Source organism: Testudinibacter sp. TW-1 (genome assembly GCF_050613185.1).
Taxonomy (GTDB): domain Bacteria; phylum Pseudomonadota; class Gammaproteobacteria; order Enterobacterales; family Pasteurellaceae; genus Chelonobacter.
On the sequence record NZ_CP192511.1, the window covers coordinates 1701330 to 1724693 of the forward strand.

Here is a 23364-nt window from a genome sequence, read left to right on the forward strand (position 1 = left end):
TGATCGCCCACTATTTCTTAATCACAATCAGATCACGGAAATATTGTTGGTAGTTGGTATTCGGGGTGTAGCCGACTTCGAGATAATCGGTAATTACGCCGTCTTTATTGGTGGTGAAATAGCTTTCACCGCAGTTATAAATCGGCTGTCTACCGACTTCGACGCCCCAATAGTTGGTTGACACCATATCGCGCCCGGAATAAGGGCAAGCGCGGTAGAGAAAATATTTATTGCCGAACATACCGGTTTCAACGTCTGCCCAGTTGTTAATCCGATCACGCACCACCGAAATATGCTGTCCTTTCAGTTGTTTCAAGTCGGGGTTCCAACCGCCGTTGTTAAACAATGGGGTACAGGCGCTCAACAAAACCGCAGAGCCGAGCAGTGGAAGTAGCATTTTTTTCATAACAACGCCCTTTGCTTAGTGTTCGAGTGGAAGAAGATATATCGGTTTGATTGTAAAGAATATCTCAATAATAGTCATTTTAAAGACATTAATCAAGGATTCGAGGCGGGATTTTGCCGCATAAACCGCCGTTGATGTCATGCGCAATTCGATTTGTTGATCGGGTTAAATCAGTAAGCGATTCAATGTGATTTTTTATAAAAAAACTTTCCATTTTTCGCGCCAGTAGTGATAAAGTTAAACCGATTTGATTTTTGCCGCTCGGCAAGTGCGGTCGCGGCAATGATTGTGGCAAAGATTGGAGTCAGTCTGCGCTTTTGGGATTGGGCAGTTGCATGCCCAAACTTTTTTAACCAGCCAATTAAGGAAGTTAACGATTATGCGAATTGGTGTACCTAGAGAACTGCTTGACAATGAAAGTCGGGTAGCGGCAACACCGAAAACCGTACAGCAGATTTTAAAGCTGGGGTTTGAGGTTGTTGTGGAACATAATGCCGGTTTTAAAGCCAGCTTTGAAGATGAGGCATTTACCGAAGCCGGCGCCACCGTCGGCACGGCAAGTGACGTTTGGAATGCCGATATTATTTTCAAAGTCAATGCGCCAACCGATGATGAAATTGCACAGATTAAACCGGGGGCGACGTTAGTCAGCTTTATCTGGCCTGCGCAAAACCCGGAATTAGTCGAAAAACTGTCAGCGAAAAAAATCAATGTGTTGGGCATGGAATCCGTCCCGCGTATCTCGCGCGCGCAAGCATTAGACGCGTTAAGCTCCATGGCGAATATCGCCGGGTATCGTGCGGTGGTGGAAGCGGCGCACGAATTCGGCAGCTTCTTCACCGGACAAATCACCGCCGCAGGCAAAGTGCCGCCGGCGAAAGTGTTGGTGATCGGCGCCGGGGTTGCCGGTTTGGCGGCAATCGGCGCGGCAAACAGCTTGGGCGCAATCGTGCGCGCGTTCGACTCCCGTCCGGAAGTGAAAGAGCAAGTACAAAGCATGGGCGCGTCATTCCTTGAAATCGACTTCAAAGAAGAAGGCGGCAGCGGCGACGGTTACGCCAAAGTGATGTCCGACGAATTCAACCGTCGTGCGTTGGCGCTGTATGCCGAGCAAGCGAAAGAGGTGGATATTATCATCACCACCGCACTTATCCCGGGCAAACCTGCACCGCGTTTGATTACCAAAGAAATGGTTGAATCAATGAAACCGGGCAGCGTGATCGTCGATTTGGCGGCGGCGACCGGCGGCAACTGCGAACTAACCAAAGCCGGCGAAGTGGTCACCACCGACAACCAAGTGAAAATTATCGGTTACACCGACTTGCCGAGCCGTTTGCCGACCCAATCGTCGCAATTGTACGGTACAAACCTAGTCAATTTACTGAAACTGTTGTGCAAAGAGAAAGACGGCAACATCAATATCGACTTTGACGATGTGATTTTGCGCGGCGTGACCATTGTACGCGACGGCGAAGTGACATGGCCTGCCCCGCCGATTCAAGTCTCAGCACAGCCGCAACAAAAAGCCACCGCGGCACCGGTGGCGAAAAAAGAAGAAAAACCGGTCAATCCGGCCGTGAAATACGGCGTGATGGCAGGGGCGGCAATCGCCTTCTTGTGGTTGGCTTCGGTTGCGCCGGCGGCGTTCCTGTCGCACTTCACGGTGTTCGTGTTGGCGTGTGTGGTCGGCTATTATGTGGTGTGGAATGTCAGCCATGCGTTGCATACGCCACTGATGGCGGTCACCAATGCGATTTCCGGGATTATTATTGTCGGCGCATTATTGCAAATCGGGCACGGCAACGGCGTGGTGACATTCCTGTCGTTTATTGCGGTGCTGGTTGCCAGTATCAATATTTTTGGCGGCTTCAAAGTCACACAGCGTATGCTAGCCATGTTCAGAAAAGGTTAAGGAGAGAAGAATGTCAGCAGGTTTTGTACAAGCCGCTTATATTGTAGCTGCGCTACTGTTTATTATGAGTTTGGCAGGCCTTTCTAAACATGAAACGGCAAAAGCAGGTTGTTGGTACGGCATCGTCGGTATGGCGATTGCGTTGGTGGCAACCATTTTCGGACCGGAAACCCAAGGGCATTGGTGGATCATCATTGCGATGGTCATCGGTGCGGTGTTGGGCATCCAACGCGCGTTGAAAGTCGAAATGACCGAAATGCCGGAATTAGTGGCGATTTTGCACAGCTTCGTTGGTTTGGCGGCGGTCTTGGTCGGCTTCAACAGCTATTTCGCCCCGCACGGCGTGATGGATTCTGTCATGCAGAATATCCACGATGTCGAAGTCTTTTTAGGGATCTTTATCGGTGCGGTGACCTTCACCGGTTCGATTGTGGCGTTCGGTAAATTGCGCGGAATCATCAACTCGAAAGCCCTTACCTTGCCACACCGTCATAAATTGAATCTGGCTGCGGTGGTGGTATCGGTGTTGTTGATGATCACCTTTGTCGGTGACGCCAGCTTATTCCCGTTAATTCTGATGACGATTATCGCATTAGCGTTCGGTTGGCATTTGGTGGCTTCCATCGGCGGCGCGGATATGCCGGTGGTGGTTTCCATGCTGAACTCCTATTCCGGTTGGGCGGCAGCGGCGGCAGGTTTCATGTTGAATAATGACCTGTTAATCGTTACCGGCGCGTTGGTCGGTTCTTCCGGTGCGATTCTGTCTTACATTATGTGTAAAGCGATGAACCGCTCTTTTATCAGCGTGATCGCCGGTGGTTTTGGTAACGATGTGCAAGTGAGCTCAGACGAAGAGCAAGGCGAACACCGCGAAACCAACGCCGAAGAAGTGGCGGAAATGCTGAAAAACGCCAGCTCGGTCATCATCACGCCGGGATACGGCATGGCGGTGGCGCAAGCGCAATATCCGGTGGCGGAAATCACGCAAAAATTACGTGATAAAGGCGTGAACGTGCGTTTCGGTATCCACCCGGTTGCCGGGCGTTTGCCGGGTCATATGAACGTATTATTAGCCGAAGCGAAAGTGCCGTATGACGTGGTGTTGGAAATGGACGAAATCAATGAAGATTTCCCGGAAACCGATGTCGTGTTGGTGATCGGTGCCAACGACACCGTCAATCCGGCGGCGTTAGACGATCCTAACAGCCCGATTGCCGGCATGCCGGTTCTGGAAGTATGGAAAGCGCAAAACGTGATCGTCTTCAAACGTTCCATGGCAGTGGGCTATGCCGGCGTGCAAAACCCATTGTTCTTCAAAGACAACACCCAAATGTTGTTCGGCGATGCCAAAGAACGCGTGGACGATATTTTGAAAGCGTTGTAGTTCCTATTTTGGATTGAAATCGAACCTGCTGTCATTGACAGCAGGTTTTTTTATATCAAAAGTGCGGTTTAAAGTATTTTTAAAAGATTTTTATTGGTGCTATATTGGTGTTGAAATAACGAGGAGGAAAAGATGGCGGTACATCAAATTTTAACCAATACTGTTGCCAGTATTACCGATCTCAAAAAAAATCCGATGGGAACGGTGGCGGCGAGTGATAGCGGTGCGATTGCGATTTTAAACCGCAACGAACCGGCATTTTATTGCGTAACGCCTGCATTATTTGAATATTTTCAAGAGATGCTGGAAGATAAGAAACTAAACCGAATTGCCGATGAACGTTTGCGCACATTAGATGCCGTGAAGGTTTCGCTTGATGAGCTATGAATTAACCTTTGATAAACGTGCGTTAAAAGAGTGGCGTAAACTGGGTGAGGCGGTGAAAGCGCAATTCAAAAAGAAACTGGCGGAGAGACTTATCGCACCGCATATTATGAGCGATAAGTTATCTGGTTATTCAGCACGTTACAAAATTAAATTGCGCACTTCAGGTTATCGTTTGGTGTATGAAGTGAATGATAATACGATTACGGTGCTGGTCTTGTCGATTGGTAAACGTGAAGGCGCAGAAGTGTATAAAATAGCAGAGAAACGTTAGGAATAGCAAATGACCTATATCATAGGCTTAACCGGCGGCATTGGCAGCGGTAAAAGCACGGTTGCCAATCTGTTTGCCGAGTTGGGCGTGCCGATTATCGATGCCGATGTGGTGGCGCGCGAGGTGGTGGAGAAAGGTTCACCGCACTTGGCGCAGATCGCGGCGTATTTTGGCGGGCAGGTGATAACCGCGCAAGGCGAGCTGGATCGTGCCGCGTTGCGCCGGATTGTGTTTAATGACAAACAGAAAACCGAGTGGTTAAATGCGTTGTTACACCCCGCCATTCGCGAGCGAATGTTGGCGCAGTTGGCGGAGCAGACCGCACTTTATGTGTTGTGGGTTGTGCCGTTGTTGATTGAAAACCACCTGACCGCGTATTGCAATCGGGTGCTGGTGATTGATGTCAGCGCAGAGACCCAACTGCAACGAGCGGTTGCGCGCGATAACAGCAATCGCACCCAGATTGAAAAGATTATGCAGGCGCAAGTCAGCCGCGCACAACGCTTGGCGCACGCCGATGATGTGATTAACAATGACCGCACCTTGCCCGAAGCCGAAGCGGATTTGCGCCGCCAAGTACAGGAATTACATCAGTTATATTTAACATTAGGAACAGAACATGAAAAATGAGATCACCAGCGTCCCTTGCCCGATTTGCTATAAATCGGTGGAATGGAGTGAAAACAGCCCGTTTCGTCCGTTTTGCAGCAAACGTTGCCAATTAATTGATCTGGGCGAATGGGCGAACGAAGAAAAAGCCATTGCCTCGGACACCGCCGATTTTGCCCTCGACAGCAGCATTAGCGGCGAGGCGCAGGATTGGGTTAAACATTAAAAAGGAGAAATAAGATGGAGATTCGACACCAACAACAGGGCGGACAAGGCGCATTCGTGATTGAGCGCGACGGCGTGCGGATTGCCGAATTGGCATACCGCACTGTAGCTGAAAATACGCTTGAGGCTTATCACACCCACGTTGATCCTTCGCTGCGCGGACAAGGCGTGGCGGATAAACTGTATCGGGCGTTTATTGAATTTGTCGATCAACAGGGGTATCAGGTTAAAGCGAGTTGCAGTTATATCGAAAGCAAAATGCGACGCGAAAAAAGAGTAAAATAGCGGAAAAAACAATAAAAATCAGTGGTTATTCGGCGGGATAAAATATTTTATCCCGATTATCATAACAACTTTAATACAAAATAAAAGCGAAATTATGCGATTTTTTGCCCCATGCCTGTTTTTTAATAAATTGTGTTATGAAACAACGAAAAAGGCTTGAAATCTGCGTACAGTAGGACTACTTTATCATTAAAGCGAAATGGATTTTTCTTGAGTGTTCGCACTCGCAACCTACCTAAAAAAGAGGTAAATACTATGGCAGTAAAAATTACAAGCAAACAAATGGAAATTACCCCTGCAATTCGTTCTCACATTGAGGAGCGCGTCGCCAAATTGGATAAATGGCAAACCCAACTGATTAATCCGCATTTTATTTTAAACAAGCTGCCGCAAGGCTTTTCGGCTGAAGCCTCAATCGGCACGCCGCTTGGTGATCTGTTCGCCAGTGCCGAAGGCGAAGATATGTATAAAACCATCAATGAGCTGGAAGAAAAACTGGAACGTCAGCTGAACAAATTACAGCACAAAGGCGAAGCGCGCCGTGCCAACGAAAGATTAAAAGATTCGTTTGAATAAGTTGGTATCACACAATCCTTTCCAACCCGACGTGATGTCGGGTTTTTTTATCTTGAGAATAATCGGTTTACTACATAAAATGATAAAAAAATTAAGGAATCGAAACCGTTATGCCGAAAGATCTGACCGAAATTCGCCGACAAATCACCCAACTTGATCGCAACTTATTGAAATTGTTATCAGAACGTCACCGTTTAGCCTATGATGTGGTGCGCAGCAAAGAAGAAAGCAAAAAGCCGCTGCGTGATGTCAATCGTGAGCAGCAACTGTTGCAAGAGCTGATTCAGTTTGCCGAGGCGCAAAATTATCAATTAGAACCGCAATATATCACCCAAATTTTTCAAAAAATCATCGAAGATTCGGTGCTGACGCAACAGGCTTACCTGCAAAATAAACTGAACCGGCAACGGGAAAATAGTATCAGCATTGCGTTTTTAGGCGTGCGTGGTTCGTATTCCAATTTAGCCGCGCGCCAATATGCCGAACGCTATCAAAAACAGTTGCTTGAATTGAGCAGCGACAGTTTTCAGCAAATTTTCGATAAAGTGGAGAACGGCGAGGCGGATTACGGCATTCTGCCGTTGGAAAACACTACGTCGGGCGCGATTAACGATGTCTATGATTTGTTGCAAAACACCCAATTATCGATCGTCGGCGAGCTGACTTACCCGATTAAACATTGCGTGCTGGTGGCAAGCGATACCGCACTTGAGCAGATCGACACCTTGTATAGCCACCCGCAAGTGATTGCGCAATGTAGCCGGTTTATCCAACAGCTGGAACGGGTGCACATTAACTATTGCGAAAGCAGCTCACACGCCATGCAGTTGGTGTCGCAACTGAATAAAGCGAATATCGCCGCATTGGGCAATGCCGACGGCGGCAAGTTGTACGGTCTGCGCGTGCTGAAAACCGACATTGCCAACCAACCGAACAACATCACCCGTTTTATCGTGATCGCCAAACAAGCGATTGCGGTGTCGCCGCAATTGCAAACCAAAACCCTGCTGTTGATGAGCACCGAACAAAAAGCCGGTGCGTTGGTTGATGCGTTATTGGTGTTTAAAAATCACGGCATTCAAATGAGCAAACTGGAATCGCGTCCGATCTACGGTCGCCCGTGGGAAGAGATGTTCTATCTGGAAATCGAAGCCAATATCCACGATCCGCAAACCCAAACCGCACTTGAGGAACTGAAACAGGTCAGCACCTACCTTAAAATTCTCGGCTGTTATCCAAGCGAAATTGTGCAGCCGGTTGCCCCTGCGGAAGCATAATTTGCCTGAAAGTGCGGTTGAGAATTTTTCAACCGCACTTTGGCTTTTGTACGCAGTCATATTCCTGTCATAAAAATCACCTACAATTAAGCCGACTTTCACCCGGCTTATTCGTACTTAACTTAATTGCTAGTTAACTTAAAAAGGAGATGTAACATGGCAGCAAAATCATATTATACACTAAGCCTTACCGCACTTTTGACCCTCGGCACGGTGCAAGCTGCAAGCGCTGCGCAGGAATATCCTGCGGTGTTGGCGGGGCATGTGATTTTACCGGCGGAAACCTTTGTCGCCGCCCCGAATGACGCACCGAAAAGTTTGCAGCACAGTGGTAAATTCACCACCGGCAAACGGGTTGAAACCTTACGCAGCATTGAAGGCTTGTCTGATGGTCGTCCGACTGGTATTTCCTTGCCGTTTGACGGGCAGCCGCTGCAAGGGCATTCCGGCATCAAACGTATGACCGACGGCAGTTACTGGATGTTGATCGATAACGGCGCAGGCTCGAAAGCCAATTCACCGGATTTTATGTTATATCTGACCCAATATGATGTTGATTTCGCGAAAGAGACCTTTACGCCGAAAAAAACGGTTTTCCTGCATGATCCGGATAAAAAAATCCCGTTCCATATCGTCAATGAAGCCAGCGAAAAACGTTATCTGACCGGGGCGGATCTCGATCCGGAGAGCTTTCAAATCATGGATAATCGCATTTGGATTGGCGAAGAGTTCGGACCTTATCTGATTCAAACCGATATGGACGGTAAAGTGTTGAACTTCTTTGAAACCCAAGTGGACGGCAAATTAATTCGTTCGCCGGATCATTTCACCCAACGCTTGCCGGGCACACCGAATGATAAAATCAGCTTTGAAGTGAAACGCTCGAAAGGCTTTGAAGGCATGGCGGCAGCACCGGACGGCAGCAAACTCTATCCGCTGTTGGAAGGGGCTTTATGGAACAGCGCCGCCAACAGCTATGAAAACGACGGCGGCAAAGAATATTTGCGCATTTTGGAATTTGATACGGCGAAAAAAGCGTGGACCGGCAATTTCTGGAAATATCCGTTGGAAGCCAATCACCACGCCATCGGCGATTTCAATATGATCGACGCCAAGCGTGCTTTGGTTATTGAACGCGATAACGGCGAAGGCGTGGCGGAAAAAGCCTGTGCCGCCGAGGCAAAAGATAAAACCGCTTGCTTCCCGAATTTACCGAAATTCAAACGCGTCTATCTGGTTAAGTTTGATCAGTCGAATATCGGACAGAACGTCGAAAAATTGGGTTATATTGATTTGCTTAATATTCAAGATCCGAACAAGGTCGCGAAAAAACCGCTCAGCCAAGGCGTATTTAAATTCCCGTTCTTTACGATTGAAAATGTCGACTTAGTTGATGATAAACAGATTATCGTCGGCAACGATAACAATCTGCCGTTCTCCAGCAGCCGCGATCCGAATAAAGCGGATGATAACGAATTGATTTTGTTGAATGTGGAACAGTTATTGCAGTTGAAATAACCGCACTTTGCTTTTCTCTATGAAATCATGCCTTATTCCCACCGAATAAGGCATTTTTGTTGCGCTCGTTTTTGTTGCGATCGTTGTGCAAAGTGCGGTTGGATTTGTTATCATCGTTGCCATCTTTTTTAATAAAAACAGGAACACATAACATGAGTACACTTTTTGAACACGCGCAACAACGCACCAAAGCGCCTTTTCGTTATGATATTGTCGGCAGTTTTTTACGCCCTGAAAATTTAAAATTAGCACGGGCGCAATGTAACTGCGGCGAAATCAGCCATACCGAATTAAGCATTATCGAAGATGCGGAAATTACCAAACTGGTGGCGCAGCAAAAAGCGGTCGGTTTGCATGCGGTCACCGACGGGGAATTCCGCCGCACTTTTTGGCATATGGATTTCTTGGCGGCGCTGGACGGCGTGCAGGAAGTGGAAGCGGAAAAATTTTCGGTGCAGTTTAAAGACAAAGATGTGCGCCCGAAAACCTTGAAAATCGTGGATAAAATCGATTTTTCCGCCCACCCGTTCTTACAACATTACCGCACTTTGCAACAAATCGCCGGCGATTTTCCGGTGAAATTCACCATTCCGTCGCCAAGCATGTTGCATTTGATCTGCTGCGTGCGTGCCACCGATTACCAGCCGATCGCGCGTTACCAAGACAACAATGAATTGCTGTTGGCGGATATTGCGGCGGCGTATAAAAAAGCGATTCGGGCGTTTTACGATTTGGGCTGTCGCAACTTGCAACTGGACGACACCAGTTGGGGCGAATTCTGCTCGGTGGAAAAACGGGCGGCGTATGCCGAGCGCGGTTTCGATGTCGATCAAATCGGACGGGATTACGTCAAGATGATCAACGCGGCGATTGCCGATCGTCCGGCGGATATGGCGATCACCATGCACATTTGCCGCGGCAATTTCCGCTCCACTTGGTTCTCGTCCGGCGGCTATGAGCCGGTGGCGGAAATTTTGTTCGGCAACTGCAAGGTGGACGGCTTCTTCTTGGAATATGACAATGATCGTTCCGGCGATTTCAAACCGTTGCGTTTCATTCAAGATCAGCAGGTGATTTTAGGCTTGGTCACCTCGAAGAGCGGTGAGCTGGAAGACAAAAACACCATTATTGAACGGATTAAAGAAGCGGCGCAATATGTGGACATCAACCAACTGGGGTTAAGCCCGCAGTGCGGTTTTGCCTCGACCGAAGAGGGCAATATTCTGACCGAGCAGCAACAGTGGGATAAACTGAATTTTATCCGTGAAATCAGCGAACAAGTGTGGGGCAAATAATGGTTACGGTTTACGGGATTAAAAATTGCGACACGGTCAAAAAAACCTTGGCGTGGTTGGCGGCGAATAACGTGGCGGCGCAACTGCATGACTACCGCACGGACGGCATTGACGCGGCATATTTAAGCGAAGTCGCGGCATTGTTCGGCTGGCAGGAACTGGTGAACAAGCGCAGCACCACATGGCGCAATTTGGATCAGGCGAGCAAAGACGGTTTGAATCAACAGACCGCACTTACGTTGTTGTTGGCGCAACCGACCTTGATTAAACGTCCGATTGTGTTGGGCGGCGTGCAGCCGTTAATCGGTTTTAATGCCAAGCAGTATGAAAATGTGTTCAACAGGTAAAAGTGCGGTCAGATGAAACAAACCATTATTGAATTAGCGCAGGATCTGATCCGCCGCCCGTCAATCAGCCCGCAAGATCTGGGCTGTCAGCACGTGATCGCCGAACGTTTGGCAAAACTCGGTTTTGAAATCGAATGGCTGCCGTTTAACGACACCTTGAATTTATGGGCGCGCCGCGGCACGCAAAGCCCGTGTATCGCCTTTGCCGGGCACACCGATGTCGTGCCGACCGGCGATGAAAGTCAGTGGCAATATCCGCCGTTTGCGGCGGAAATTGTCGGCGATATGCTGTACGGACGCGGTGCGGCGGATATGAAAGGTTCGTTGGCGGCAATGGTGATTGCGGCGGAAGAGTACGTTAAAGCCAACCCAAACCATGCGGGCAGTATCGCCTTTTTGATTACCTCCGACGAAGAAGCGGCGGCGACCGACGGCACGGTGCGCGTGGTCGAAACCTTAATCGCGCGCGGCGAAAAAGTCGATTTTTGCATGGTCGGCGAGCCGTCAAGTGCGGTGCGGTTGGGCGATATGATTAAAAACGGACGGCGCGGTTCGATCACCGCCAATTTGACGATTCAAGGGGTGCAAGGGCACGTTGCTTATCCGCACTTGGCGGATAATCCGGTGCATAAATCGCTGGCGATGTTGGACGAGTTGGTGAACATTGAATGGGATCGCGGCAATGAATTTTTCCCGCCGACCACCTTGCAAATCGCCAATATTCACGCCGGAACGGGCAGTAATAACGTGATTCCCGGCGAGCTGTTTGTGCAGTTTAACCTGCGCTTCTCCACTGAAATGACGCCGGAGTTGATTAAACAGCGCGTGGCGGATCTGTTGGCTAAATACGATTTGCAATACCGACTGGATTGGAATTTATCCGGTTTGCCGTTTGTCACCGAACAAGGCGAGTTTATTCAAGCGGTGAAAAGTGCGGTGCGTCAACACTTGCAGATTGAGCCGAAACTGGACACCGGCGGCGGCACGTCCGACGGGCGTTTTATCGCGCAAATGGGCACGCAAGTGGTTGAGCTTGGACCGTTAAACGCCACCATTCACAAAGTCGATGAGTGTGTCAGCTGCGAGGCGTTATATCGTTTGGGCTTAACCCACCGCCAGTTATTGCAAAACTTATTAGGGTAACGCCAATGGGGAAAATCCAGATTACCGCCGCGATGTTGACCGGCAAAACCCAAGCGCATTTAGTGCCGCTGTTTTCCCCTTATGCGGCTCATCATCGACTGCAAGCCGACGCACGGCGCGCTTTTACCGCACTTCGGCAAAGTGCGGTCAGCGCGGGTTTTGACTTGCAGCCGGCAAGCAGTTTCCGTGATTTTCAGCGGCAACAGCAAATTTGGAACGGCAAATTTTTGTGCCGGCGCAAAGTGCATGATGATCAGGGTAATCCGCTCGATTTGACGTGTCTTGACGACTGGCAGAAATGCGAAGCGATTCTGCGTTGGTCGGCATTGCCGGGCGCAAGCCGCCATCATTGGGGCACGGAAATCGATATTTACGACCCGACGCGTTTACCGCAAGGACAAGCGTTGCAGCTTGAACCGTGGGAGTACGAAGAAAACGGTTATTTCTACGACTTAACCTGTTGGCTGAACGAACAGCTACCGCACTTTGATTTCACCCTGCCGTTTCAAACCGCTTCCCTGGCGCAGGCTGAGCTGGACGTCGGGCGCGAACCGTGGCACATCAGTTACCGACCGATTGCGGAGCAATTCCGTGCGCAATTCACCCCTGAGATTTTGCTGAAGAGTTGGCAAGATGAAACCATCGAAGGCAAAGCCGTATTGCAAAACAAGCTGGATCTTATTTTCCGACGCTTTATCGGCTAGCTTGATCGCAGATGTTACTTTTGTTCCGCTATTTATTTTTTTTAATTAAAAAAATGTGATCTCGCTTTTATTTTTACGATTTTCTTAATGGAAGGGCTTGGTACTTTGTGCCAAGATCGTTTATAGTGCGCGCACTTAGTACGGTTGAGCGATTTGTCGTGCTAAAACATCAGTTGAGAGACGTATTGCACACGTAATAACAAGTATAAATCTATTTAGGAGCTATCATGTCAAGTAATCTGTTTGCCGTTGCGCAAAAGATCGGTAAAGCATTAATGTTGCCTGTGTCGGTGTTGCCGATTGCAGGGATTTTATTAGGGGTCGGTGCGGCGCACTTCAGCTGGATGCCGGATGTTGTGTCTAACCTGTTGGAGCAAGCCGGTGGTTCGGTGTTCGGGCAAATGGCGCTGTTGTTCGCTATCGGGGTGGCATTAGGTTTCACCAATAACGACGGGGTAGCGGCACTGGCCTCCGTGGTCGGTTACGGCATTATGGCGGCGACCTTGAAAGTGATGGCGCCGGTTGTCGGTGTTGAGAGCATTGATACCGGGGTGTTAGGCGGGATTTTAGTCGGGGGCGTTGCCGCTTGGGCGTTTAACCGTTTCTACCGCATTCAATTGCCTGCCTATCTCGGCTTCTTCGCCGGGAAACGCTTTGTACCGATTGTGACCGGTTCATTGGCGATTGTCTTGGGCGTCGCTTTGTCTTTAGTTTGGCCTCCAATCGGCGGTTTGATCGACACTTTCTCCCATTGGGCGGCAGAGCAGAACCCGGCGTTGGCATTCGGGATCTATGGCGTGGTTGAGCGTAGCTTAATTCCATTCGGTTTGCACCACATCTGGAACGTGCCGTTCTTCTTCCAAGCGGGTACTTGTGTGGACGCCAACGGGGTGACTCAGCACGGCGTAGTAACTTGCTTCTTATCCGCAACCGAAGTCAGCCGTACGCCGGAAATGAGTTATTTCGGCCAGTTGGCGGGTGGTTATATGTTCAAAATGTTCGGCTTACCGGCAGCGGCAATCGCGATTTGGCGTGCGGCAAAACCGGAAAACCGCGCGCGCGTCGGCGGGATCATGATCTCCGCCGCCTTGACCTCATTCTTAACCGGGATCACCGAGCCGTTGGAATTCTCTTTCATGTTCGTTGCCCCGGTGTTGTATGCGATCCATGCGCTATTGGCAGGTTCTGCTTACGTGGTTACCAATATGTTGGGCATGGTACACGGTATGACCTTCTCGCACGGTTTCATTGACTTCACCTTGTTGTCGGCAAACTCACATAAACTGTGGCTGTTCCCGGTTGTGGGCGGTATCTATGCAGTAATCTATTTCACCGTATTCACCGTGGTGATCAAAGCCCTGAACCTGAAAACTCCGGGTCGTGAAGATGAAAGCGAAAGTGCGGTTGCGGCCAGTGCTTCAAGCGGCGATGAAATGGCGGAAAATTTGGTTTCGGCTTTCGGCGGTAAAGCCAATATTAAAAGTTTAGACGCTTGTATCACCCGTTTACGTATCGGCGTTAACGATGTCAGCAAAGTGGATCAAGCGCGCTTGAAAGAATTGGGTGCCGCCGGTGTGGTTGTGGTCGGCAGCGGAATCCAAGCGATTTTCGGCACCAAATCCGAAAATTTGAAAACTGATATGGATCACTGGATTCACAAAAACTAATTTTTTGAGTTAGATTAGAATAATCTTAAAAACCTTGTACCAGTGTTGATACAAGGTTTTTTTCGTTTGAGTAAAGTGCGGTTAAATAAAGAAATGGGGATAGTTTTTTCTTAAATAATCCGCTAAACCGTTTTTGTTTATTTGCATTATTTCATTCACAAATGTATTACTGTTTATTTTACGTTTAATACTCGGAAATCCGGCTTCAAGCAGATGAGCTATATCACTCGGTTGCAATTCAAAATTGACTTTGATGCACTCTATACCTTCTTCACGCAGATAATTTGATATTTTGTTGGTAAAGGTAACAATGCAGTCAAATTGATTTTTATTTAATACATGAAGTTCGTTAATATTAATGCAATCGATGATTTCCATATCAAATATTGATGAGATCAGGGTTTTAAAATAACCAATTTTTCTTTCAGAGGCATTGCTGACAATATAAATGCGTTTTTTAATTTGATTAACGGAAAGTGAGCGTATTTCCGCTTTTTTTAGAATAAGAACAATTGTTGCAATCATATTTTTACTTAATGACTGTTGATAGTAATAACTGATTTTTTCAATTAGTAGCTTCACGTTAAAGAACAATTCACTGTGAATATCAGCCACTTTTTCTAATTTTTTATCATCAAAATCAATATTGAGTTTGCTTTGTAGAATTGAGGCGTAGATAACTTGATATATTTCCAAGAGTAAATTGTCTCTATCACCATTATAAAGACGAATTGTTTTTGTGATTTCATCAATAAAATCGGTGATAAAGCCATATAATGTAGTATCAATGGTGGTTTGTTTATGATCTTGATGATTGAGCGATGAGAGTAAAATATTCAGAAAATCTTGTTCAAATTTATAAGCGAGACCATCAATTTTTGCGCTGAAAGTGCGAAATGGAATATCGATTTGATTGCTGATAATGTGTCGCTGTTTTATCCGGTATAAGGCAATACAGAGATAAATGATAAGGTATTTTTTGGAATTATAAGACAACGTCAATATTTTTTCTATTTGTTGAAAAATAGCTTTGGCAGGCTGAATTTCATCATCGATCAAGTCTAAAAAACGAGTAATAAAGCGTTTTTCGAGCGGAAAATTGGCTTTGTGTGGAATGATAGTATTGCTGCAATCTAATTCAAGGGCATTAAAAACATGTTTGCAAAAGAACATGCGAATTGCAATTTCATCACCGGAAAGCATAAGATTTTTATTGTCTTTTAAACGAATTTCAAATTCGCCGGGTAGCGTTTTGCGTAGGATATTGAGATCGTTTTTTATCGTGCTGTAACTGACATTGATACTCTGTTTAAATGATTCAATATTAATGCGGTCAAATAGAATACTTTCTAGCGTGAGTAGTTTCACTCTTTCTGTGGTGGTCGATAGATAGCGATTAAGATGAATGTTGTTGATAAAATCAATGTAATTTTGATAACCCATTCGTGTCGTGATTTTGGCATCAATAATATGGATTTGTAGATTTTCATCTAAATAATAGTTAATTTCTTTAATGGCGCGTTTTATTGTAGAAAGTGTTTTTTGAAACTTTTCAGTCACTGTTTCGATTTTAACGGGCGAATTTTCCTGAATAAACTTGATTAAAGCTAGATTAAAATAGTTCATTTGCACCTTCGCTTGCGTTATTGTTGCAAAGAATAAAAAGCTATTCTAACCAGAAAATAGCTTTTATTACTAAATCATAATGCATGAGCGGCTAAAGTTGTGGACAACCCCGACAATAGATCTGTACTAAATCTAATTTGTCATTGAGTACGAGAATATCAGCATCTTTGCCGCTTGTTAAGCTGCCTTTTCGTTCAAGCACGCCGGCAAGGTGTGCCGGGTTTGCGCTTGCCATTTGCGCAACCGATAATAACCCTCGTTCTAAGCGTGGTAACACCGCTTTCACCGATTCTAAAAAACTCATTTCTAAATGGCGTACGTTTTCGTAGTCTGACGGATCAATTTCGCTATAGCTGCCGTCTTCATTTTCAACACGGAGAAAACCGTTGCTTTCGATTTTGAATTTTTGTTTGCGCAAGTAATGATAAAATTCGTCGCCGACAGCAAAATCGGCAAAGCCGACGCAATCGGTGGTTAAAACCAAGCGGTTATCGGTTTTTAAGCGATAGAGCAAATCGAAGGCCTCCGGTTTAATGGTCATGCCGGTTTGTTTGGCGACTTCGGCATAGGCATTTTGGTGATACATCAACGCACCGACTACACCCAATTCACGATGATGAAAGCCACGCATCGCACTATAAGAATGGGTGAAATGATTCAAATCCGCTTCTTGTATCGCTTGGGTGATTTCAGCAAAGGTGGCGGCGGTGTGTCCGGCGGCAACGGTGATATTTTGTTGTCTCAGGTGTTTAATCAAGGCTAAGCCGCCGTCTAATTCCGGTGCGAGGGTCATGGAACGGATATGCCCCCGCGCAAGCCGGTTAAACTGTTCAAAACCGGCAATGCTCGGTGATTGCAGCGCATCGTCACGCTGCATACCCAAGTATTTCGGGCTGATATAAGGCCCTTCCATATGTATGCCGATCACTTCTGCGCCATTTTTCGGTGTGGCGCTTTCGATATAATCGGCGGCTTGCTGTAATGAAGCCTCAAGAAAGGCATTCGGCATTGTGCCTGAAGTGGCTAAATAAGCGGTTGTGCCGGTGTGAACAAGATCTTTGCTCATGCGTTCTAATGAGGCGTAATCCCCTTTATGCGCGAAAGCCCCGCGTCCCCAGCCGTGAATATGAATATCAATAAAGCCAGGCTGTAAAATATATTCGCTGTAATCGATAATGTCATCACCTTGATATTGTTCACGAAACCCCGTGATTTTGCTGCCGTTGATAATTAAATAACCGCTTTTGATTGCGTCAGGCAAGACGATTTTTGATGATTTGATTGCCCATTCCATGATTAACCCTCCATTGTATTGGCTTTCTCAACCGCTCTTTGTGCGGTTTCTTCGGCTAAAACGGCACACAAGCCGATGTAATTTTCAGGGGCAAGCATCGCTGAAATTTCATCGGCGGAAAAAAGTTGTCGAATGGTGGCATTGGTTTGTAATGCGGTTGCATAATTGGATTCCGCTTCCAGCGATTGCATCGCAATTTCGTAGACGAGTTCGTGCGCCTTATCTTTGCCCAAGACCGCCACCAAATTCATCATGATTTTTTCGCTGTTGATTAGCCCGTTGGTCAGCATTACATTGTGATACATTTTTTCAGGATTAATCACAATAGTACGCGTCAGTTCTTCCGCACGCATGATAATTTCCGCCATCAGTTCAATACTTTCTTGTAATGAGGCATCAAAAATAAAGTAAGCGGAACTGTCCGCTTCAAACGGACGCGGGGAGACGTACAAGGTGGCGGTCAAGACCGAATAGAGTTTCTGCGCATTGGCAATAATGCCTTTTGCCAATTTCGGATTGACTTTTTGCGGCATGGTGCTGCTGCCGATCGTGCCTTTGGTGAAAGCCTCGGAGACTTCGGCGATTTCCTCGCTTGAAGTTTGGTACACCTCTTCCGCCATTTTATGAAAGGTGGTGGCGAGCAGCGCAAGGTTGCTGATATATTCGGTGCGGAAAATACGACTATTGCGTGACGGAATCGGCATTGGCAACATGCCGAGTTTTTGTGCGACCAAAGCTTGCACCGCTCGCCCTTTGTCCGGTGCAGCATGGAAGGCCCCGACTGCGCCGCCCATCATAATTCGAAAAACCCGTTTTTCCGCTTCTTGCAAGCGTTCGATTGCCGAGAGAAGTTCGTCAATCCAAACCGCAACCTTATAACCGTAAGTAATCGGCAAGGCGTGTTTACCGTGGGTTCTGCCCGGCATAATGGTGTGTTTATGCTGTTCGGCTAAACGGCTTAAATTCAGTAAAATATCTTTTAAGAACCCGATTAAAGTGCGGTGAAACTTTTTAACCAACAGTAAATGCCCGCTTTGCTGAATATTCTGTGTGGTTACGCCGTAGTGCACATACTTTCCGCTTTCCGTATCGCAGGCATTAATTAACACTTTGATCAGCGGCACAAAGCCGTGTCCGATCTGTTGTAATAGGTGATCCATCTCTTGTAAATCAATTTGATCGACGCGGCATTTGTCGGCAATTTTTTGCCCGACATCAGGGGGAATCAGCCCGACTTCGGATTGCGACAATGCCAATGCCGCTTCCACATCGAGCCAAGATTGAACCCGCGCTTCAAAGGTGAATAAGGCCTTCATTCCACGATCATCAATGGTTTTGCTTTTTGAATCATAGAGTGCTTTCATCGCTTATTCCTTCTCTAATGCGCCGGAAAGTTGATCATCAACGGCATTACGCACAAATTCAACATGTGGACCGAATACGATATGAATATGATTGCTGGACGGAATGAATGTGCCGAGTGCGCCGGAATCGCGAATTAATTCCATGTTCAGTTTCTTCTGATCCACGACATCAACCCGTAAGCGAGACACGCAGTTTTCAACCTGTTTAATGTTATCTTTACCGCCTAACGCGTCAATCACTAACTGTGCGACTTTGTCATACGCTTTATTGTTTAACAACGTGCTGTCGGAGGTTTCGTCTTCACGACCGGGCGTTTTAATATCAAATTTTGCAATCGCATAGCGGAACACAAAGTAGAACACCACAAAATTGACGATCCCCAACAGTACCAGATTGACCCAATTGGTGTTTTCATACATCAAGCCGAAGATCCCGAAATCAAAGATTGTACCGCGAATATAGCCGATTGAAATGCCAAGCATTTGGATTGGAATGGTGAATAAGCCGCAAAGAATGGCGTAAACAAGAAACAGTTTGGGGGCAATAAACAGGAAAGAGAATTCGAGCGGTTCGGTAATATTGCCTAAGAATGCCGTCAGCACAATGGTGAGAATAATTCCTTTGGCAAAGGGTTTATTTTTGGCGTGAGCCATGTGGTACATTGCCAAGCCGATTGCCGGAATGCGGAACAGGGTGGTTTGCATTTGCGCAGAGGCTAGATAACTGGCGAGGGTCGGCATATGTTCAGCCCAAGCGTCGCTATTTGGCCCGAGTTCAAATAAAATTTTATTCATCGCCGGCAGAATGCCGACATAGGTTTCACCGTCAATCAAATAGGTGCCACCGGCTTCGGTAAAGCGAATGGTTGAACTTAAAACGTGGTGCAACCCAAACGGAATCAATAAGCGGTTTAGCGTCATGTAGATACCCGAACCGATATTTTCCGCCATTAAAATAGTGGACAGCTTATTCATGCCAAAAGTAAACCAATCCCAAACAAAGGGGATAAGCAAGCCGATAGGAATCATTAAACCAATCGAAATGATGGCAACCGATTTTTTGCCGCTGAAAAACGCAAATGCCAGCGGCAGCTGTAAACGGTAAAAACGGTCAGTGACTTTTGCCGCCAGCAAACCGGCAATAATACCGCCAAGTGCTTCGATTTTCAGGGTGTGAATACCCAACACCATCCCTTGACCGACAAACGCCATATTCTCTTTGACCAAATCACCGGACAGTTTTAAATGGACATTCATTGAAATTAATAGCGTCAGATAGGCGATAACCGCCGCAAAAACCGCAATCCCTTTCTCTTTTTTCGACATACCATAAGCAACGCCCATTGCAAAGAGTAACGGAATATTTTGGAAAACAACGCTGGCAATCGAGCCGGCGGAGGAGAAGATGGCTTTGCATACTTCATTGCCTAAGAAGGGAAATTTGGCAATCATATAGCTTTGCCCTAAGGCACTGCAGATCCCCATAATCATACCGACAGGGGCTAACACGGCGATAGGGAGCAGGAGAGAACGACCAAAAACTTGTATTTCATCTTTAAAATTGGATTTCATAGCAATACCCTCGTCATTGATTATTACCAAGAACGAAGTTAGCTTAGCAAGCGCATTCAAAAAGATGCAATAACAAATTATGCGCCTGAATAAGCGCATAATTTATTAATACAATGAAAGGATTGGTTTGAGCAAAGTGCGGTTTAGTCTTTTTTACACAATTTCAATCTCTACACCGCTGTGCAATCCGCGCGGCAGTTGTCCGCCGCGTCTGCCGCGTTCGCCTTTGAACTTTTCCAAATCGTCCGGTTTCAGCGTGACTTTGCGTCGTCCGGCGTGGAAGATCAGGCTATTGCCCGGTTTGATTAACAGGATTCGGCTTAACAGTTCTTCGCGTGATTTGGCGTTGGCGGATGGTATGCCAATGATTTTATTGCCTTTGCCTTTTGATAAACTCGGCAAATCGGCAACAGGAAAGATCAGCATTTTGCCGATGGAGGAAATCGCAACTAATAGCATATCCTCACTCAACACCGCTTGCGGCGGCAGCACTTTGGCATTTTCGGTCAGGCTGATTAAGGCTTTACCGGCTTTGTTGCGTGAGATCAGGTCTTCAAATTTACACACGAAACCGTAGCCGGAATCGGAAGCCATTAAGTAGGCTTGCTCTTCTTTGTCCATCAACAGTTGTTCCACCACCGCCCCGCTCGGTAGGCTGAGTTTGCCGGTCAGCGGTTCGCCTTGCGAACGGGCGGACGGCAAGGAAAGCGGATCGAGGGCATAGCTGCGACCGCTACTGTCGATAAATACCGCCGCTTGGTTACTTTTGCCATTGGCGTGTTGCAGGTATTTATCACCGCTCTTATAGCTCAAGCCTTGTGCGTCGATGTCGTGTCCTTTGGCGCAACGCACCCAGCCCATTTCCGACAGAATCACCGTCACCGGTTCCGCCGGCAGCATATCGGTTTCGGAAATGGCTTTGGCTTCTGCACGTTCGACAATCGGCGAACGGCGCGGGCTGGCGTAGGTTTTGGCGTCTTGCTGAATCTCTTTTTTAATCAGGGTATTCAAGCGGCGTTCCGAACCTAAAATCAGTTGCAGTTGGTCGCGTTCTTGCGCCAGTTGGTCTTGTTCCGCTTGAATTTTGACCTCTTCCAATTTTGCCAAATGGCGTAATTTCAGATCCAAAATGGCGTCCGCCTGAATTTGGCTGAGGTTGAAGCGCTGCATTAGCACCGCTCTTGGCTCGTCTTCGTTGCGGATAATTTCGATCACTTCGTCGATATTCAGATACGCGATCATCAAACCGTCTAAAATGTGCAGGCGTGCCAGCACTTTGTCTAAGCGGTATTGCAAGCGGCGTGTAACGGTGGTGCGGCGGAAAGTCAGCCATTCGCTGAGAATCGTGTACAGGTTTTTGACCGCCGGTTTTTGATCCAAACCGATCATATTCATATTCACACGATAGCTTTTTTCCAGATCGGTGGTGGCGAACAGGTGATCCATTAACGGCTCGACATCAACTCGATTAGAGCGAGGTACGATGACGATTCGTGTCGGATTTTCGTGATCGGATTCATCACGCAGATCATCCACCATCGGCAATTTTTTATTACGCATTTGTTCGGCGATCTGCGCTATCACTTTCGAGCCGGAGGTTTGGTGTGGAAGTGCGGTCACAATCACTTCGCCGTCTTCTTTCTTCCAAATCGCGCGCATTTTGATTGAACCGCGTCCGTTTTGGTACAGTTTTGCGAGTTCCTCTTTCGGCGTGATGATTTCCGCTTCGGTCGGGAAATCAGGGCCCTGCACAATGGTTAATAATTGTTCTGGCGTGGTTTGCGGATTATCCAGCAATAGCACCGCCGCTTCGGCGATTTCATTGATGTTATGCGGCGGGATATCGGTCGCCATCCCGACCGCAATCCCGGTTGTGCCGTTCAGCAGAATGTGCGGCAGACGCGCCGGCAGATATTGCGGCTCTTCCAAGGTGCCGTCAAAATTCGGCTGATAATCGACCGTGCCTTGCCCCAATTCGGACAGTAACATTTCGGCGATTTTGGACAAACGCGATTCGGTGTAACGCATGGCGGCGAAGGATTTCGGATCGTCCGCCGCGCCCCAGTTGCCTTGCCCGTCCACCAGTGGATAGCGGTAGGAAAACGGCTGCGCCATCAACACCATCGCTTCATAACAGGCACTGTCGCCATGCGGGTGAAATTTCCCCAACACATCGCCGACGGTACGCGCCGATTTTTTGTATTTGGCGGCGGCGTTCAGCCCCAGTTCCGACATCGCATAAATAATCCGCCGCTGCACCGGCTTCAATCCGTCGCCGATAAACGGCAGCGCGCGATCCATAATCACATACATCGAATAGTTTAAATAGGCTTTCTCGGTGAAATGCCCCAGTGGCATTTGCTCTACGCCTTCATAGTTGATGATTTGCTCCATTGCTTTCTCTTTGTTTAATTGTCGTTATTACGGAGTGATCGCCGTATCGCTGATTTTGCCGGAATAAAGGGTTTTATTCTCTTCGCCCTCAACGATCAACTGTCCGAGTGTGCCTTTGTGCATCGCGCGGAAAATCGCGTGATCCAAAATGGTGTAGCTGCCGGGCACCGGGAAAGTGGCTTCGGCAATGGTGGCACCGCCAGCCGGGATCATGGTGGTTTGCACATTGTGATTCAACAGCGAACCGCCTTCCACCCGCACTTGATCGAAAATGCTGCCGACGATATGCAGGGATGACATCAGATTCGGTCCGGCATTGCCCAGATAAAACCGCACTTTCTCACCGACCTTGGCTTTAAGTGCGTTTTCGCCCGCAATCGCCCCGACATGCCCGTTAAACACCACGTAATCGGCGCGTTCATCAATCGCTTTGTTCATATCAAACGCTTGCAAGCCGGGCTCGCCAAAGGCGCCACGGGTATAAAACTCGCTTTGTACGATATAAAATTCTTTATCGACCGCCGGTAAGCCCGCTTTCGGTTCGACCAAAATCAAGCCGAACATGCCTTTACCGATATGCACCGCCATCGGCATGGCGGCACAGTGATACAGATATAATCCGGGTTTTAACGCTTGGAAGGCAAAGGTTGAAATGCGTCCGGGCGCAGTCAGGCTGGCCGTTGCACCGCCGCCGGGACCGGTGACTGCGTGCAGATCGAGGCTGTGCGGCAATTTGGAATCGGCTGGATTGGCGAGTTGGATTTCCACTTGATCGCCTTCGCGCACCCGAATAAACGGACCGGGCGCACTGCCGTTGAAAGTCCAGTATTTGAACTCCACTTCGTCCATCAGTTGCATCACTTTTTCTTCAACCCGCAATTTGACCAGCACTTTTGCCGAATAATCACGTCCGGTTGGCGGAGCGGCATTCGGGGCGAAGCCTAATTGCGCTTCAATCGTCGGCAAGTCATGGGCGGAGTCGGTGGCAACCGCACTTGGGGCTTGGGTTTGCTGTGCCAAAGTGATTTTCGGTATCACTAAGGAGGCGGACAATGCTGCGCTTGCAGCAGTCAATAGGGTGCGTCGTTTCATTTTGCTCTCCTTACGC

Annotated in this window: 22 protein-coding genes; 15 read left to right on the plus strand and 7 right to left on the minus strand. The window is 47.7% G+C overall.

Translation table 11 applies throughout. The features are described from left to right. Positions 1-10: 10 nt before the first annotated feature. Complete coding sequence (locus ACQ31U_RS08180; RefSeq protein WP_431051035.1) at positions 11-406, minus strand: hypothetical protein; 396 nt, start codon at positions 404-406, stop codon at positions 11-13. A gap of 379 nt (positions 407-785) precedes the next feature. Here ACQ31U_RS08180 and pntA point away from each other — a divergent pair, with 379 nt between their 5' ends. From pntA to ptsG, 15 genes are all read left to right on the plus strand, one after another. Beyond that, the gene (gene pntA / locus ACQ31U_RS08185; RefSeq protein ID WP_431051037.1) at positions 786-2318 is read left to right on the plus strand and encodes a Re/Si-specific NAD(P)(+) transhydrogenase subunit alpha; all 1533 of its coding nucleotides are present in this window, start codon (positions 786-788) and stop codon (positions 2316-2318) included. Between the two features lie 10 nt (positions 2319-2328). Continuing rightward, on the plus strand, positions 2329-3702 hold the full coding sequence (pntB, locus tag ACQ31U_RS08190; RefSeq protein ID WP_431051039.1) for a Re/Si-specific NAD(P)(+) transhydrogenase subunit beta: 1374 nt from the start codon (positions 2329-2331) through the stop codon (positions 3700-3702). A gap of 132 nt (positions 3703-3834) precedes the next feature. Beyond that, positions 3835-4089 (plus strand): type II toxin-antitoxin system Phd/YefM family antitoxin, encoded by a 255-nt coding sequence (locus tag ACQ31U_RS08195; RefSeq protein ID WP_431051041.1) that lies wholly within the window; start codon positions 3835-3837, stop codon positions 4087-4089. Continuing rightward, on the plus strand, positions 4079-4360 hold the full coding sequence (locus tag ACQ31U_RS08200; protein WP_431051043.1) for a type II toxin-antitoxin system RelE family toxin: 282 nt from the start codon (positions 4079-4081) through the stop codon (positions 4358-4360). Before ACQ31U_RS08195 ends, ACQ31U_RS08200 begins: the two co-directional genes overlap by 11 nt. Positions 4361-4369: 9 nt before the next feature. Next, on the plus strand, positions 4370-4990 hold the full coding sequence (gene coaE / locus ACQ31U_RS08205; protein ID WP_431051044.1) for a dephospho-CoA kinase: 621 nt from the start codon (positions 4370-4372) through the stop codon (positions 4988-4990). Beyond that, positions 4980-5195 (plus strand): DNA gyrase inhibitor YacG, encoded by a 216-nt coding sequence (gene yacG / locus ACQ31U_RS08210; RefSeq protein ID WP_431051046.1) that lies wholly within the window; start codon positions 4980-4982, stop codon positions 5193-5195. The genes coaE and yacG overlap by 11 nt, the downstream gene beginning before the upstream one ends. Before the next feature lie 14 nt (positions 5196-5209). Further along, complete coding sequence (locus tag ACQ31U_RS08215) at positions 5210-5479, plus strand: GNAT family N-acetyltransferase (RefSeq protein WP_431051048.1); 270 nt, start codon at positions 5210-5212, stop codon at positions 5477-5479. Positions 5480-5734: 255 nt separating this feature from the next. Continuing rightward, positions 5735-6055: a ribosome-associated translation inhibitor RaiA gene (gene raiA / locus ACQ31U_RS08220; RefSeq protein ID WP_431051049.1), complete on the plus strand. Its 321-nt coding sequence runs from the start codon at positions 5735-5737 to the stop codon at positions 6053-6055. Between the two features lie 110 nt (positions 6056-6165). Next, the gene (gene pheA, locus ACQ31U_RS08225) at positions 6166-7332 is read left to right on the plus strand and encodes a prephenate dehydratase (protein WP_431051051.1); all 1167 of its coding nucleotides are present in this window, start codon (positions 6166-6168) and stop codon (positions 7330-7332) included. 156 nt (positions 7333-7488) lie between these two features. After that, on the plus strand, positions 7489-8850 hold the full coding sequence (locus tag ACQ31U_RS08230) for an esterase-like activity of phytase family protein (protein WP_431051052.1): 1362 nt from the start codon (positions 7489-7491) through the stop codon (positions 8848-8850). Positions 8851-9002: 152 nt separating this feature from the next. Beyond that, the gene (locus ACQ31U_RS08235) at positions 9003-10145 is read left to right on the plus strand and encodes a 5-methyltetrahydropteroyltriglutamate--homocysteine S-methyltransferase (protein WP_431051054.1); all 1143 of its coding nucleotides are present in this window, start codon (positions 9003-9005) and stop codon (positions 10143-10145) included. After that, a complete protein-coding gene (locus tag ACQ31U_RS08240) occupies positions 10145-10492 on the plus strand; it encodes an ArsC family reductase (RefSeq protein ID WP_431051056.1) in 348 nt (115 codons plus the stop codon). The genes ACQ31U_RS08235 and ACQ31U_RS08240 overlap by 1 nt, the downstream gene beginning before the upstream one ends. Before the next feature lie 12 nt (positions 10493-10504). Continuing rightward, a complete protein-coding gene (gene dapE / locus ACQ31U_RS08245; RefSeq protein WP_431051057.1) occupies positions 10505-11635 on the plus strand; it encodes a succinyl-diaminopimelate desuccinylase in 1131 nt (376 codons plus the stop codon). 14 nt (positions 11636-11649) lie between these two features. Further along, positions 11650-12339: a M15 family metallopeptidase gene (locus ACQ31U_RS08250; protein ID WP_431054314.1), complete on the plus strand. Its 690-nt coding sequence runs from the start codon at positions 11650-11652 to the stop codon at positions 12337-12339. A 227-nt stretch (positions 12340-12566) separates the two neighbouring features. Continuing rightward, positions 12567-14006 carry a PTS glucose transporter subunit IIBC gene (ptsG, locus tag ACQ31U_RS08255; protein ID WP_431051058.1) on the plus strand — a complete coding sequence of 480 codons (1440 nt, stop codon included), beginning with the start codon at positions 12567-12569 and terminating at the stop codon, positions 14004-14006. An 81-nt stretch (positions 14007-14087) separates the two neighbouring features. Here the strand turns inward: ptsG and ACQ31U_RS08260 are convergent, their stop codons facing one another. The 6 genes from ACQ31U_RS08260 to nirK all read right to left on the minus strand — a co-directional run bounded on the left by ACQ31U_RS08260 (position 14088) and on the right by nirK (position 23348). Then, entirely contained in the window at positions 14088-15632 is a 1545-nt protein-coding gene (locus ACQ31U_RS08260; protein ID WP_431051060.1) for a helix-turn-helix domain-containing protein, read from the minus strand. Between the two features lie 91 nt (positions 15633-15723). After that, positions 15724-16926 (minus strand): N-acetylglucosamine-6-phosphate deacetylase, encoded by a 1203-nt coding sequence (locus tag ACQ31U_RS08265; protein WP_431051062.1) that lies wholly within the window; start codon positions 16924-16926, stop codon positions 15724-15726. 2 nt (positions 16927-16928) lie between these two features. Further along, complete coding sequence (locus ACQ31U_RS08270) at positions 16929-18290, minus strand: class-II fumarase/aspartase family protein (RefSeq protein ID WP_431051064.1); 1362 nt, start codon at positions 18288-18290, stop codon at positions 16929-16931. Positions 18291-18293: 3 nt separating this feature from the next. Then, positions 18294-19862, minus strand: a complete 1569-nt coding sequence (locus ACQ31U_RS08275) for a PTS transporter subunit EIIC (RefSeq protein ID WP_431051066.1) — start codon at positions 19860-19862, stop codon at positions 18294-18296. Between the two features lie 153 nt (positions 19863-20015). Beyond that, positions 20016-22256, minus strand: a complete 2241-nt coding sequence (parC, locus tag ACQ31U_RS08280; protein ID WP_431051068.1) for a DNA topoisomerase IV subunit A — start codon at positions 22254-22256, stop codon at positions 20016-20018. Between the two features lie 27 nt (positions 22257-22283). After that, on the minus strand, positions 22284-23348 hold the full coding sequence (gene nirK / locus ACQ31U_RS08285; RefSeq protein WP_431051070.1) for a copper-containing nitrite reductase: 1065 nt from the start codon (positions 23346-23348) through the stop codon (positions 22284-22286). Positions 23349-23364: the final 16 nt, after the last annotated feature.